Origin of the sequence: Gordonia jacobaea (genome assembly GCF_965344965.1) — a bacterium.
Taxonomy (GTDB): domain Bacteria; phylum Actinomycetota; class Actinomycetes; order Mycobacteriales; family Mycobacteriaceae; genus Gordonia; species Gordonia jacobaea.
Genome location: NZ_CBDRLS010000003.1, coordinates 43,116 through 56,148, shown reverse-complemented (window position 1 = coordinate 56,148; position 13,033 = coordinate 43,116). Strand labels below are relative to the sequence as shown.

Below are 13,033 nucleotides of genomic sequence, written 5' to 3'. Positions count from 1 at the left end.
TCGTGACTATCACACCGACAGCACGCACGTCACAACTCAGCCTGCCGGCGCGGGCTCGACGTCGGCGTCGGCTGGAGCGTCGACGGTGTTGCGACGCAGTTCGAGACTGTTGCTGGTCCAATCCCAGACCTGGTGGAACAGGTCGGCGTTGTCGGAGAGCTTCTTACCGAACGACGGAATCATCTCGGTCAGCTTCGGCGTCCAGCGCTCGAAGTCGGCCGGGAAGCACTGTTCGAGAACCGAGAGCATCGCCGGAACCGCCGTCGACGCACCGGGCGACGCTCCGAGGAGGCCTGCGAGTGTGCCGTCTCCGGCGGCGACGACCGCCGTGCCGAACTCGAGCTTTCCGCCGACACCGTCCTTGTTCTTACGGATGACCTGCACGCGCTGACCCGCGGTGATCAGCTCCCAGTCCTCGCCCAAGGCGCGGGGAACGAACTCACGCAGGGTGTCGACGCGGTCGGCGGGACTCGCGGCGAGTTCGCCGATGAGGTACTTGAGCAGACCGAACTCCTGCGGTGCGATGGAGAGCATGGGCAGCACGTTTCCGGGCTTGACCGTGCTCAGCAGGTCCGTCATCTTGCCGCTCTTGAGGAACTTCGGCGACCATCCGGCGTACGGACCGAACAGCAGGCCCTGGCGATGATTGATCACACGGGTGTCGAGGTGGGGCACCGACATCGGCGGCGCGCCGACGGCCGCTTGGCCGTACACCTTGGCGTGGTGCTCCTCGATGAGCTCGGGGTTGTTGCAGCGGAAGAACTCGCCCGAGACCGGGAATCCGCCGAAGCCCTTGGCTTCCTTGATGCCGGACTTCTGCAGCAGGTGCAGCGCACCGCCGCCCGCGCCGACGAACACGAACTTGGCGTGGACGGTCCACTTCTCGCCGGTACGGACGTTGCGCACCTTGACGATCCAGCTTCCGTCGGACTGCTTGTCCAGGTTGGTCACGGAGTGACCGAAGTAGATGTCGCCACCCTTGCCCACGAAATTGAGGAGCTTCTGGGTGAGCGAACCGAAGTCGACGTCGGTGCCCTCGGTGAACCAGTTCAACGCGACCGGGTCGGAGAAGTCACGTCCCTGCGACATCAGCGGGAGACGCGCACTGAATTCGCTCGGATCGGTGATGTACTCCATGCCCTCGAAGAGAACTTCTTTCGAGAGCGCGTCGTAGCGCTTGCGGAGGTAGTCGACGCCCGCGTCACCGTGGGTGAAGCTGACGTGCGGAATCGGATTGATGAACTCCGAGGGGCGGGAGATGATGTCGTTGTCGACCGCGTAGGCCCAGAACTGTCGAGAGACCTGGAACTGCTCATTGATGGCGATCGCCTTGGTGGTGTCGACGCCACCATCCGCGGTCTTCGGTGTGTAGTTGAGCTCGCACAACGCCGAATGGCCGGTGCCCGCGTTGTTCCACGGGTCACTGCTCTCCGCGGCCGCGGCATCGAGCCGTTCGAAGAGGCTGATGGTCCAATCAGGCTGCACCTGCCGCAGTAGCGCACCGAGGGTGGCACTCATGATGCCTGCACCCACAAGCGCAACGTCCGTCTTGATCACCGATTCAGACAACTCGGACCCCACTTCAGACTCCACTCGACAACACTGTCTTGTGTTGCGGAGGACGAATCTTCGTCCACGTCGACCATTGTTCCCCATGAGTGTGTAGCCGCCCGAATCGCCTCCGAGAAGTGTGGGCCGGATGACACTTGCGTGCCTACCTCGGATGCGCCTTTACAGTGGAAATCGTGACTGTGTCCCCAGAGTCGACTAGTCAGCAGTCGACCTCCTCGGTGCAAGATGATCCCACTGACCGCGATTCCGGTTGGCAACCCGACGGCTTCCTCGACCACTACGAGGTGCGGACCTTCGACCTCGGCCCCGACCCGGACGGCGAGGACCCGATCACCGCAACCCTGGTTCGCAAACCCACCGCACCGGCGGCCGCAACCAATGGCGCGGTGCTCTACGTCCACGGATTCACCGACTACTTCTTTCACGAGCCCCTCGCCGATCACTTCCACGACCGCGGGTACGCGTTCTACGCGCTGGATCTACGCAAATGTGGACGTTCGCTGCTCGACGGGCAGACGCCCCACTTCGTCCGCGACCTCGCTGCCTACGATCTCGAGCTCGGGCTCGCACTCGATGCCATCGCCGACGACTTCACCGCCGACACACCGGTACTGATCGCCGCCCACTCGACGGGTGGATTGATCACCCCGCTGTGGCTCGACCGTCTACGCACCGCATCGCCGGAGCGCCACGCGCGCGTGTCGGGGCTGCTGCTCAACAGCCCGTGGCTCGACCTGCAGGGCAAGCCCGTGCTGCGCTCGTATCCGGTGACGATGGTCGTCAAAGGCCTTGCGGCCGTGCGCCCCTTCGAGACGCTCACCCGCGAACTCTCCGCGGCCTACGGCGAGAGCCTGCACGTCGAGTCCCACGGAGAGTGGGCTTACGACCTCACGAAGAAGCCACTCGGCGGTTTTCCGGTCACGTTCGGATTCCTCAACGCGGTCCGCTCGGGCCAGCGCCACCTCCATCACGGCATCGATGTGGGCGTACCGACACTCGTGTTGCGCTCGGACGCAACGAAGTTCGCCAAGAGTTACTCGCCTGCGGTCGACGCAGCCGATGTCGTACTCGACGTCACGCAGATCGCGCGGTGGAGCGGCAGTCTTGGCGGTCACGTCACGATCGCGCCCATCGCCGGTGCACGCCACGACGTATTCCTGTCCGTCGAGTCGGCGCGTACACAGGCATACTCCGAGGTCGATCGGTGGCTCGACACCGTCGTCGACCCGTCGCCAGCAAGGAGCGCATCATGACCGCAACTTCCGACACTCGATCCGCTACGCAGACAGTCGATCTCGCGATCATCGGAAGCGGCAGCGGCAACTCGATTCCCGACGACCGCTTCGCCGACAAGCAGATCGCCATCTTCGAAGAGGGCATCTACGGCGGGACCTGCCTGAATGTCGGCTGCATCCCGACGAAGATGTTCGTCTATCCGGCCGAGGTCGCCGACATCGCCTCCGACGGTGACCGTTTCGGCGTTCATTCCCGGGTCGACGGCGTCGACTGGCCCGCGATTCGCGACAGGGTGTTCGGCCGGATCGATCCCATCTCGACCGGCGGCCTGCAGTACCGCGAACTCGAATGCGACAACATCACCGTCTACGCCTCCCACGTCGAATTCGACGGACGCGACGACGACGGGCTCTACCGGCTCGTCACCGCCGACGCTCTGGTGCTCGCCCGCGAGGTGGTGATCGCAGCGGGTTCGCGCCCGGTGATACCGGCAGGCATCACCGAATCGGGCGTGACCTATCACACCAACAACGACGTGATGCGACTCCCCGACCTTCCGCGCCGCATGATCATCCTCGGAAGTGGTTACATCGCAGCCGAATTCGCACACGTCTTCGGCTCGCTCGGCACACAGGTCACGATTCTGGCGCGCGGCCCGCGGCTGCTCCGCAAGCTCGACACCGAATTGTCCACGCGGTTCACCGACATCGCGAGCGGCAAGTGGGACGTGCGGCTCGAGCGCGACCTGGTCTCCGCCGAGAATCTTGCAGACGGCGGGATCCGACTCACCCTCGGCGACGACGAGATCGTCGAAGCCGACGTCCTTCTCGTGGCGACCGGGCGCGTATCCAACGGAGACCGCCTCGGCATCGACACGATCGGCCTCGACCTGACCGACGACGGCCGCGTCGAGGTGGATTCCCACGGCCGCACCGGTGCGCGTGGAGTGTGGGCACTCGGCGACGTGAGTTCGCCGTTCCAGCTCAAGCACGTAGCCAATCACGAGGAGCGCGTGGTGGCCGCCAATCTGCTCAAGGGTTGGGACGCACCAGATCTCGACACCTTCCAGCACGACGTCGTGCCCGCTGCGGTGTTCACCCACCCGCAGGTCGCTGCGGTGGGCTTGACCGAGTTCGAGGCGCGCGACGGCGGCCACAACATCGCGGTCAAGGTGCAGGAGTTCGGCGACGTCGCTTACGGCTGGGCGATGGAGGACACGACCGGCGCATGCAAGGTCATCGCCGACCGGGAGACCCACCGACTACTCGGGGTCCACATCATCGGCCCGCAGGCACCGACGCTGATTCAGCCTGCAATCCAGGCGATGAGCTTCGGCCTCGGCGTCGAAGAGATGGCGCGCGGGCAGTACTGGATTCACCCGGCCATGCCGGAGGTTTTGGAGAACGCTCTGCTCGGGTTGGAATTCTGACGCGAGAAGTCCCGCTCAGAACACCACCGAGCGCAGCGAGGTTTGTCAGAACACCGCCGAGCGCAGCGAGATCTCGCTGGCCAACTCCTTCGCTGCCTTCTGCGGAATCCAGTGGTCGATGCCGGACAGTTCACAGAACCGGTAGTCGCCGTAGACGTAGCGGCCACTCCCCTCGGCCTGCGCCCGGCCGAGCGCGGTGTCGCCGTCGCTCCACACCAGGGTGGTGGGGATTTCGATCGGTGGGCAGGAGAGGGTCGCGGCGACGTCGCCGGTGAAGTTGGCGCGGTACCAGTTGAGTCCTGCCGTCAGCGCCCCCGGTTCGCGCAGCGGAGCCAATTCCTCGGCCGTCACACCTGCGCGACGCAGCAGCACCCCGTCGCGCGCCAGGAGCATCTCCTCGGCACCCTCGGCGATGAAATCCTTGATGTACGCCGACTTCTCGCGCTGATCGTCGACGGCGTCCGGATCTTTGATCGCATCACGCATCGCCGAAGGATGGCCCGTGCTCGCGACGACCAGGCCGGTGAACCGGTCGGGGTGCTTACCTGCGAGGTGCCAGGCGACGATTCCGCCCCAGTCGTGACCGACGAGAATCGCGTACGGAACGTCGAGCGCATCGAGTACGCCGAGTGCGTCGTCGACGAGTGCCTCGAGCCGGTAGGCCTCGACCCCCTCGGGACGCGCCCCCGGGCTGTAGCCGCGCTGGTCGACCTGGATGGTGCGCAGACCGGACTCGTGCAGGCGGTCGGCGACGTCGTCGTAGCAGGAGCTGTTCACCGGGAACCCGTGCAACAGCAGCACCCAGGGGCCGCGGTCAGGACCGCCGACGCGAACGTCGAAGGTCAGGTCGCCGACTGTGATCTCGCGCCGCTCAGTTTCCACTCCACCAACCCTAGCGGCGGGATCGCCGCTGAATCAGCGGGTTGAGCCGGGTCACAGGTTGCAAATCTCACTACTCACCGATGCGTCGGCAACCACTTACCGGTTCTCGCCCAGGTAGTGGGCTATTGTCGGCGCCCGTCGCGGTGCGCCGCTGCCGATGATGTCGCAGATCGCGGCCATGTCGAGCTGTGCTGTCACCAGGTCTGCCATCAGATCGAGTTGCCTGCCCCGGATCGCGGCGACGTCGGTGTCACCTGCCGGTTCAAAGTGTTTACCCGCGACGGCAGCGACCTCACGCAGGTAGTGGCGCCTGAACTCGTTCGACGCCAGCAGCCCGTGCCAGTGCGTGCCCCATATCGCGTCCCGGCGGGCACCCTCCGGACCCTGCTCGTCGTCATCGATCCACGACGCTTCCGACGAGTCGACGACCCTGCCGTGGTGGATCTCGTACCCGGTGACCTCGACGCCGTCGACGACGCCGGTCGACGTGCGCAGCACCTTCTCCGGCTCGAATCGCACGTCGACGTCGAGCAGACCGAGACCGTCGACAACGGCCCCACCCGAGGATTCGACCGAGTCGACGATCCGTCTGCCCAACATCTGGAAGCCACCGCAGATACCGAGGATCGCGCCGTGCCGCGCCGCGCGTTCGGTCAACGCGACGTCGAGGCCGCGTTCACGAAGCCACGCGAGATCGGCCACGGTTGCACGCGTTCCCGGCACGACGACCAGGTCTGCGGTGCGTACCGACGTCGGATCGACGACCCAGGTGACATCGACACCCGGCTCGCACGCGAGTGCCTCGACGTCGGTCGAGTTCGAGATACGTGGCAACCGGATGGCTGCCACCGACAGCCGCTCGGACGCGCCCGGCCCTGTTCTGAACGCACCGGCGGCTTCCGGCGGGCCGACCCTGCGCCCCACCGGCGCGGCCAACGAGTCCTCGGCGTCGATCCACAGGTCGGCGACAAACGGGAGCACGCCGAGGGTCGGGCGACCGGTCAGCGCGCCGAGGGTGTGCAGGCCGGGGTCGAGGATCGTCTGGTCGCCACGGAACTTGTTGATGACGTACCCGGCGACCAACGCCTGGTCGGCAGGTTCGAGGATCGCGGTGGTGCCAAACAGGTGCGCGAGCGATCCGCCGCGGTCGATATCGGAGACGAGAATCACCGGAAGGCCTGCCGATCGCGCGAGGCCCATGTTGGCGATGTCGGAGGCGCGGAGGTTGATCTCGGCGACCGATCCTGCGCCTTCGCAGATGACGACGTCGAATTCTGCACGCAGAGAGGCGAGTTCGTCGGCGACCACCTCGCGCAGCTCCGCCCGTCTCGTGAGGTAGTCCCGCGCACCCACATCGCCTGCAGGTCGGCCGCGGACCACGACGTGCGAACGTCGGTCGCTGCCGGGCTTCAGCAGCACCGGGTTGAATCGTGTCGACGGTGCGAGTCCGCATGCTGTGGCCTGTAACGCCTGCGCACGACCGATCTCACCGCCATCGAGCGTGACGACCGAATTGTTGGACATGTTCTGCGCCTTGAACGGCGCGACCCGCACACCCTCGCGCACGAGCGCCCGACACAATCCGGCGACGACGAGGCTCTTACCCGCGTCAGAACTCGTACCCCCGACGAGGAGCGCTCCGCGTAACTCCGTCACCGGCTCACCCTATCGGGGTGCTCCGTCGGCCCGTGTCGGAGTGAGATCACCGTCGTCGAAGCGTCGATGCGCGTCCTCGACGTCGGGTACGTGATCCTCCGCCCACGCCCGCACCGCGGCCAGCGGCACCAACAATGACCGACCGAGATCGGTGAGTTGGTACTCCACGTGTGGCGGCTGGCCACCGAGGTCGAGGCGGTCGACGAGTCCGTCGTAGTGCAGGGCCCGCAGCGTCTCCGTCAACACCTTCGGGGTGATGCCCTCGATATGCGCCTTGAGCGCACTGAAGCGCATCGGGCCATCGGAGAGCGCGGTGATGACGAACACCGTCCACCGCGCCCCGATCCGGTGCAGCACAACCCGACTCGGACACGTCGCCGCCATCACGTCGTACGCCTTGGCCATCTCTTTCCCCTTCCCGCAGTTGTATCTCCGCGCAGTCATCTCTTCCGGCACCGCTAGACGCCTCGATCTGCGCTGGTCGTCGACGATTTCGTTGAAGATACCGGTATCAAATCCATACCGTGGTCGGTGTTCAGCTTACCGATCTGAAGGGACCACGCCATGAGCGCACACCTGTCCGGAACCACCGTCCTCGTCGTCGGCGGTGCCAAGAATCTCGGACTGGCGATCGCACGCCGAGCCGACGCCGCCGGAGCGTCGGTGATCATCGGCGCGCGCGACATCGATTCCGCGGAGAAGGCGGCCGCCGAACTCCGTGACGGGCGCGGGATCGCGATAGACGTCACCAACGAGCAGTCGATCGCCGCGGCCGCCGCCGAACTCGGGGCCGTCGACCACATCGTGAGTACCGCTGCGGCACATCACAATGTGCCCGTGGCCGAACTCGACCACGATGCGACAGTCAAGGCATTCGACGCCAAAGTGATCGGGCCGATGCTGCTGGCCAAGCACTTCGCACCGAAGCTGCCACCGAGCGGATCGATCACCCTGTTTTCGGGCGTCGCCGCATGGAAGCCGGCGCCGGGCTACTCGGTCATGGGCATCACGAACGGGGCGGTCTCGTTCGCGGTCAGCCATCTGGCCAACGAACTGAAACCCATTCGCGTGAACGCGATCTCGCCCGGAATCATCGACTCCGGAACCTGGGACGCCATGCCCGAGGCCGACCGAAGCGCGTTCTTCGACGGTGTCGCCGGCGGCAACCTCGCCGGGCGTGTCGGCGCCGTCGACGACATCGTCGACGCTGCCGAATGGCTGCTCACCGCGGGATTCGTGTCCGGGGAGACCATCCACGTCGAAGGCGGGGCACGCAGCGCGTGATCGCTACGCGTCGGGGATCGTCAGAACCTCGGCGCCGTCGTCGGTGACGACGAGTGTGTGCTCGAACTGCGCGGTCCACTTCTTGTCTGCGGTGACAACGGTCCAGCCGTCGTCCCACATCTCCCAGGGCAGCCCGCCGAGGTTGATCATCGGTTCGATCGTGAACACCATGCCGGGTTCGATCACGGTCTCGACGTTGGGTTGGTCGTAGTGCAGCACGACGAGCCCGTTGTGGAAGGTCTCGCCGATCCCATGCCCGGTGAAATCGCGAACGACGGTGTAGCCGAACCTGTTCGCGTACGCCTCGATCACCCGTCCGATGACGTTGAGCTCGCGACCTGGCTTGACCGCCTTGATCGCTCTTTCGGTGGCGATTCTGGTGCGCTCCACCAGATCCCGCACCTCCTGCGAGACATCGCCCGCCAGGAACGTCGCATTGGTGTCGCCGTGCGCGCCGTCGATGTATGCGGTCACGTCGATGTTCACGATGTCGCCGTCTTCGACGACCGTCGAATCGGGGATTCCGTGACAGATGACCTCGTTGAGCGACGTGCAGCATGACTTGGGAAAGTCTTTGTAGCCCAACGTCGATGGGTATGCACCGTGGTCGATCATGTACTCGTGTGCAATACGGTCGAGCTCGTCGGTGGTCACACCGGGAGCCACGGCCTTACCGGCCTCGGCGAGCGCGTTGGCGGCGATCTTCGACGCCACGCGCACCTTCTCGATGACCTCGGGGCTCTGCACCCACGGCTCGTGGCCCTCGTTGACGGTCGGCTTCCACACATATTCGGGGCGCTCGATGGAGTCGGGCACCTGACGGATGGGTGTCGGCTTTCCTGGTCGAAGAGCAGTGCGCACGGTCATACCTCCAGACTAGGCTCCGTGATCTCGATCAGTTCGTGGGGCGCCCACGACGGCCACTGCGCCGTGCCCGCGTGGTCGCCGTCGACAAAGCGTGCGACGATCCGCGTGACGTCGGGAGCCGAGTTGTCGTACACGGTCGCGTGATCGACCATGCCGATCGCGGCGGACACCAGAGCCCACAGACGCGCATACCTGCCGCGGATCTTGTCCTCCGGCACGAAATGCCCGCCTTCGACGACCCGTTCGGCGACACGCGCCACCGAGAGTTCGACTGGTACGAGCACGACGTGGAGGACCACGACGTAGCCCGATCGTCGCGCGCGGGTGATCAGGTGCAGCTTCGACGGGTGGGAGAACACGGTCTCGGCGACGAAGGACTCGCCCTGCTCGATCAGCGTCTCGCGGATCGTCGAGGCGATGCGGGCTGCCTCGTAGGAGTGCGCCTCGGGAGCCTCGGGCCAGCGATCGCGGGCGATCACGTCGGCGTTGACGAACACGCTGCCGGGCAGCAGCGGCGCGAGGCGCTGCTCGACGAACGTCGTCTTACCAGAACCGTTGGGCCCGACGACGAGGTCGAGCCGCCTCACAGAACGATCTGCGTACCGTCAGGCAGATGCTTCACGACGCGTCCCTGGTCGTCTAGCGCGACCGTCGCGAGACCACGAGCCGCACGATCGGCGACGTGATTGCCGGTGGCGAGCGACTCTTCGAGGGATGCGGCGATCTCTGCGTTGAACACCGCCCCTTCCTCGATCGACAGCTCACCGAGCGGGAGCCGTCCGGCGAGCGCGGCTTCGACACGACGTCGGGCGACCTGCCGCTGGTCGGACACCTCACGACCGACCCGCACCCAGTGCTCGAGTTGCTGTCGCGCAGAGCGCTGTTCTCGTCGGCCCTCCGACGCCGCGGCGTCGACAAGCTCCGACGAGAAACGAGTTACCTTGTCGGCAACGTTCGTCATGACTCCTCCTGACCACGAACCTCAACCCAGTGTAGCAATCTGCTACGGCCAGAGCCGGACGAGAGCCAGATCCCTCGGACGTCGCAGCCGATGCGGCGACTAAGGTGAGACTAAGCCGACGCATTGCCCCAGGTGGCACAGATGGCATGTCGGGGAAAGCGGGAGGTCGCGGGCGATTGAGGTCTTCACGGGTGCTCGCGGTGTTACTGGGAGCGCTGGTCGCGCTCGTCGCGGGCTGTAGCACCGCACCCATCCAACAGTCGACGAGCAGTTCGGTTGCCGCGACCGCACACCTGCGCAACGGACCGTCGACGGCGACACTCCCCGACTCCGACGTCGTGCCGGTCACCGCGACACCGACCATCACATTGCCCGCGACGGTCGACTCCGTCGGACACGGCAAGGTGACGGTCACCGATACCAGTCGCGTCATCGCGATCGATCGCAACGGAACGCTGTCCAACACCGTGTTCTCACTTGGTCTGGGTTCTCGGGTGGTCGGCCGCGATAGGTCGACGACCTTCCCGTCAGCGTCGAAGCTCCCCCTCGTCACGACCAACGGACACACGCTCAGCGCCGAGGCGGTGCTCGCGCTGAACCCCACGGTGGTGCTCGTCGACGAGGACACGACGCCGCCCGGCGCCGTCGATCAGATTCGAAACTCCGGTATCCCGGTGGTGGCGTTCACCTCCACTCGAACGATTGCCACCACTCCGGCCCTCATCCGCGACGTTGCCGCAGCCCTCGGTGTTCGGCAGGCCGGCGAGCAACTCGTGACACGGACCGAGAAGGAGATCGCCGACGCCCGAGCAGCGGTGCCCAATCCGTCGGGCAATCCGCGCATGGCGTTTCTCTACATCCGCGGCCCACGACTGGTGCTCATGTCCGGACCGCAATCGGGGGCCGATGATCTGATCGCAGCACTCGGCGGCACCGACGCCGGAACCGCGTCGGGACTCAAACCCGGGTTCACTCAGGTCACCACCGAAGCACTGCTCAGCGCGAACCCGGATGTGATCCTCGTGATGACCCAGGGCGCCGACTCGGTCGGCGGGCTCGACGGCGTCCTCGCGCTCCCCGGTGTCTCGCAGACCAGTGCGGGCAAAGCGCGTCGTGTGGTCCAGATGGACGAAACCGAGATGCTCTCGTTCGGACCCGACACCGGGAAGGTGCTCGGCGCACTCGCCCGGGCCATCTACGTATGACCCTGCAGACCTCACCGTCGCGATCGCGACACCTCACCACCCACGGCGGCCGCGTATCCGGCGTCGTCGTGATCGTGGCACTCCTGGTGTTGACCGTTCTGGTGGTGATCACCTCGGCGGCCGTCGGGCAGGTCAGCGTGTCACCCGTCGAAGTCCTCGGCAGCCTCGCACACCACCTCCACCTGTCGATCGGACCGCTTCCGGCCGACATCGGCGAGTACACACTGTGGAACGTTCGCTTCCCCCGAATTGTCATGGGCCTCATCGTCGGCGCCGCGCTCGGTGCCGGCGGGTGCCTCATGCAGGGTGTCCTGGCCAATCCCCTCGCCGAACCCGGCGTCGTCGGAGTGTCGTCAGGTGCCGCCGTCGGCGCGGCTCTGATGATCGTCGTCGGCGGCGTCGGAGTGAACGGGTGGGCACTGGCTGCTGTCGCGTTCGTCTTCGCGCTCGCCACCTCCGCAGCGGTGTACGTGCTCTCGCTGCGCGACGGCTCGTCGTCGCCGATCATGTTGGTGCTCACCGGGATCGCCGTCAACGCCTTCGCTCTCGGCATCATCGCCTACCTCACGTTCATCGCGTCGACGACGGCCCGCGAGCAGATCGTGTTCTGGCAACTCGGTTCACTCGAAGGCATCGGCTGGGGACCGGTGTGGGTGGCGCTGCCGCTCGTCGTGGCGGCCGTCGCGGCGTCGTTTCTGTTGGTGCACAAGCTCGATCTGCTCGCTCTCGGCGAGGTGCAGGCTGCGTCGCTGGGCGTGAACGTCGAGGTGGTGCGTCGGCAGGTCATCGTCCTGGTGGCCATCCTCACCGCGGCAGCCGTCGCGTTCACGGGCATCGTGATGTTCGTCGGACTGATCGTGCCGCACCTCATGCGGCTCATCGTCGGACCCCGACATTCGATCCTGTTGCCGACCAGCGTCATCGGCGGCGCACTGGTGCTCGCCGCCGCCGATCTCGCAGCGCGGACCGTCATGCCTCCCGCGAGCCTGCCGCTCGGCCTGTTCACCTCGATCGTCGGCGGACCGGTCTTCTTCCTGCTCCTACGCCGGAGTCGGAATGCGGGAGCCGGCTGGTGAGCGCTGACACCCCGACAACGGCCGGGCTGCTCGGAGAGCACATCGACGTCGAACTCGGCGGGCGAGCCGTGGTCCGCGACGTCACGCTGGAGGTCGCACCCGGCGAACTCGTCGTGCTGGTCGGCCCCAACGGATGCGGAAAGTCGACGCTGCTCTCGGTGATGGCGGGTCTCCGAACTCCGCAGGCGGGCCGTGTGACGGTCGGCGGCGTCGACATTTCCGGAATGCACGCACGGGATCTGGCGCGCGCACGCTCGCTGGTGACCCAGCAGAATCGTCCGGATACTCCGTTCACGGTCGCCGAGGTCGTCGAGATGGGTCGGTATCCGTGGCTGCGCACTCCGCAGGCCGCCGAGTCACCGCAGATCATCGCCGAGTCGATGCGTCTGTGCCACCTCGACGAGATCGCCGAGCGCCCCTTCGGACAGCTCTCCGGAGGCCAGCAGGCACGCGTCTCGCTGGGTCGTGCACTCGCACAGTCGACCCCGATCATGCTTCTCGACGAACCGACCGCCGCCCTCGACATCCACCACCAAGAGGGCGTCCTCGACATCTTGCGCAACCACCGCGACAACGGCGCAGCCATTCTGCTTGTGGTCCACGACCTTTCGCTCGCCGCCGCCTACGCCGACCGCGTCGCCCTGATGAAAGAGGGCCACCTGCTGGCCGTCGGCTCGGTGCGCGAGGTGATGACCGCGGACCGACTGTCGGAGACCTACGACCACCCCGTCGAGATCTGGGACCACCCCGAGACCGGCCAGCCGGTGATCATCCCGCGGCGACGCTGAGGACGATCTACCCACTCGACGCTCAGAAGCGCACAGTCGACGTTCAGAAGCGCCCACTCGACGGGCCGCGCAGCGTC

At 66.1% G+C, this 13,033-nt stretch carries 13 protein-coding genes; 6 read left to right on the top strand and 7 right to left on the bottom strand.

The genetic code is table 11. The annotated features are described in order from the left end of the window. Positions 1-36: 36 nt before the first annotated feature. Positions 37-1,569, bottom strand: coding sequence for a malate dehydrogenase (quinone) (gene mqo, locus ACRVY7_RS11065; protein WP_049697463.1), 1,533 nt, complete (start codon positions 1,567-1,569; stop codon positions 37-39). Between the two features lie 221 nt (positions 1,570-1,790). On the opposite strand from mqo, the gene ACRVY7_RS11060 reads away from it, so the two are divergent. Both ACRVY7_RS11060 and ACRVY7_RS11055 read left to right on the top strand, forming a co-directional pair. Then, positions 1,791-2,825, top strand: coding sequence for an alpha/beta hydrolase (locus ACRVY7_RS11060; RefSeq protein WP_431817499.1), 1,035 nt, complete (start codon positions 1,791-1,793; stop codon positions 2,823-2,825). Beyond that, positions 2,822-4,237, top strand: coding sequence for a mycothione reductase (locus ACRVY7_RS11055; RefSeq protein WP_431817107.1), 1,416 nt, complete (start codon positions 2,822-2,824; stop codon positions 4,235-4,237). Before ACRVY7_RS11060 ends, ACRVY7_RS11055 begins: the two co-directional genes overlap by 4 nt. A gap of 45 nt (positions 4,238-4,282) precedes the next feature. Here ACRVY7_RS11055 and ACRVY7_RS11050 read toward each other — a convergent pair whose 3' ends face one another. The 3 genes from ACRVY7_RS11050 to ACRVY7_RS11040 all read right to left on the bottom strand — a co-directional run bounded on the left by ACRVY7_RS11050 (position 4,283) and on the right by ACRVY7_RS11040 (position 7,180). After that, a complete protein-coding gene (locus tag ACRVY7_RS11050; protein WP_083444262.1) occupies positions 4,283-5,119 on the bottom strand; it encodes an alpha/beta fold hydrolase in 837 nt (278 codons plus the stop codon). Between the two features lie 96 nt (positions 5,120-5,215). After that, on the bottom strand, positions 5,216-6,775 hold the full coding sequence (locus tag ACRVY7_RS11045) for a cobyric acid synthase (RefSeq protein ID WP_431817106.1): 1,560 nt from the start codon (positions 6,773-6,775) through the stop codon (positions 5,216-5,218). 9 nt (positions 6,776-6,784) lie between these two features. Next, complete coding sequence (locus ACRVY7_RS11040; RefSeq protein WP_431817498.1) at positions 6,785-7,180, bottom strand: winged helix-turn-helix transcriptional regulator; 396 nt, start codon at positions 7,178-7,180, stop codon at positions 6,785-6,787. 159 nt (positions 7,181-7,339) lie between these two features. Between ACRVY7_RS11040 and ACRVY7_RS11035 the strand changes: the two genes are divergently transcribed. After that, the gene (locus ACRVY7_RS11035) at positions 7,340-8,059 is read left to right on the top strand and encodes an SDR family oxidoreductase (RefSeq protein ID WP_431817105.1); all 720 of its coding nucleotides are present in this window, start codon (positions 7,340-7,342) and stop codon (positions 8,057-8,059) included. Between the two features lie 3 nt (positions 8,060-8,062). On the opposite strand, the gene map is transcribed toward ACRVY7_RS11035, so the two are convergent. The 3 genes from map to ACRVY7_RS11020 are packed head-to-tail and all read right to left on the bottom strand — an operon-like array spanning position 8,063 to position 9,887. Next, positions 8,063-8,926 carry a type I methionyl aminopeptidase gene (gene map, locus ACRVY7_RS11030; protein WP_431817104.1) on the bottom strand — a complete coding sequence of 288 codons (864 nt, stop codon included), beginning with the start codon at positions 8,924-8,926 and terminating at the stop codon, positions 8,063-8,065. Continuing rightward, a complete protein-coding gene (locus ACRVY7_RS11025) occupies positions 8,923-9,513 on the bottom strand; it encodes an ATPase (protein WP_431817103.1) in 591 nt (196 codons plus the stop codon). The genes map and ACRVY7_RS11025 overlap by 4 nt, the downstream gene beginning before the upstream one ends. Continuing rightward, entirely contained in the window at positions 9,510-9,887 is a 378-nt protein-coding gene (locus ACRVY7_RS11020; protein ID WP_331436588.1) for a TA system antitoxin ParD family protein, read from the bottom strand. Before ACRVY7_RS11020 ends, ACRVY7_RS11025 begins: the two co-directional genes overlap by 4 nt. Before the next feature lie 191 nt (positions 9,888-10,078). Here ACRVY7_RS11020 and ACRVY7_RS11015 point away from each other — a divergent pair, with 191 nt between their 5' ends. The 3 genes from ACRVY7_RS11015 to ACRVY7_RS11005 are packed head-to-tail and all read left to right on the top strand — an operon-like array spanning position 10,079 to position 12,956. Continuing rightward, the gene (locus ACRVY7_RS11015) at positions 10,079-11,092 is read left to right on the top strand and encodes a heme/hemin ABC transporter substrate-binding protein (RefSeq protein WP_431817102.1); all 1,014 of its coding nucleotides are present in this window, start codon (positions 10,079-10,081) and stop codon (positions 11,090-11,092) included. Next, a complete protein-coding gene (locus ACRVY7_RS11010) occupies positions 11,089-12,168 on the top strand; it encodes a FecCD family ABC transporter permease (RefSeq protein ID WP_049697100.1) in 1,080 nt (359 codons plus the stop codon). The genes ACRVY7_RS11015 and ACRVY7_RS11010 overlap by 4 nt, the downstream gene beginning before the upstream one ends. Next, entirely contained in the window at positions 12,162-12,956 is a 795-nt protein-coding gene (locus ACRVY7_RS11005; protein ID WP_431817497.1) for a heme ABC transporter ATP-binding protein, read from the top strand. The genes ACRVY7_RS11010 and ACRVY7_RS11005 overlap by 7 nt, the downstream gene beginning before the upstream one ends. Positions 12,957-13,033: the final 77 nt, after the last annotated feature.

Coding starts and splice junctions, on each gene's coding strand:
- ACRVY7_RS11020 (WP_331436588.1), bottom strand. CDS start 9,887: ATGACGAACGTTGCCGACAAGGTAACTCGTTTCTCGTCGGAGCTTGTC.
- ACRVY7_RS11035 (WP_431817105.1), top strand. CDS start 7,340: ATGAGCGCACACCTGTCCGGAACCACCGTCCTCGTCGTCGGCGGTGCC.
- ACRVY7_RS11010 (WP_049697100.1), top strand. CDS start 11,089: ATGACCCTGCAGACCTCACCGTCGCGATCGCGACACCTCACCACCCAC.
- ACRVY7_RS11055 (WP_431817107.1), top strand. CDS start 2,822: ATGACCGCAACTTCCGACACTCGATCCGCTACGCAGACAGTCGATCTC.
- map (WP_431817104.1), bottom strand. CDS start 8,926: ATGACCGTGCGCACTGCTCTTCGACCAGGAAAGCCGACACCCATCCGT.
- ACRVY7_RS11040 (WP_431817498.1), bottom strand. CDS start 7,180: ATGGCCAAGGCGTACGACGTGATGGCGGCGACGTGTCCGAGTCGGGTT.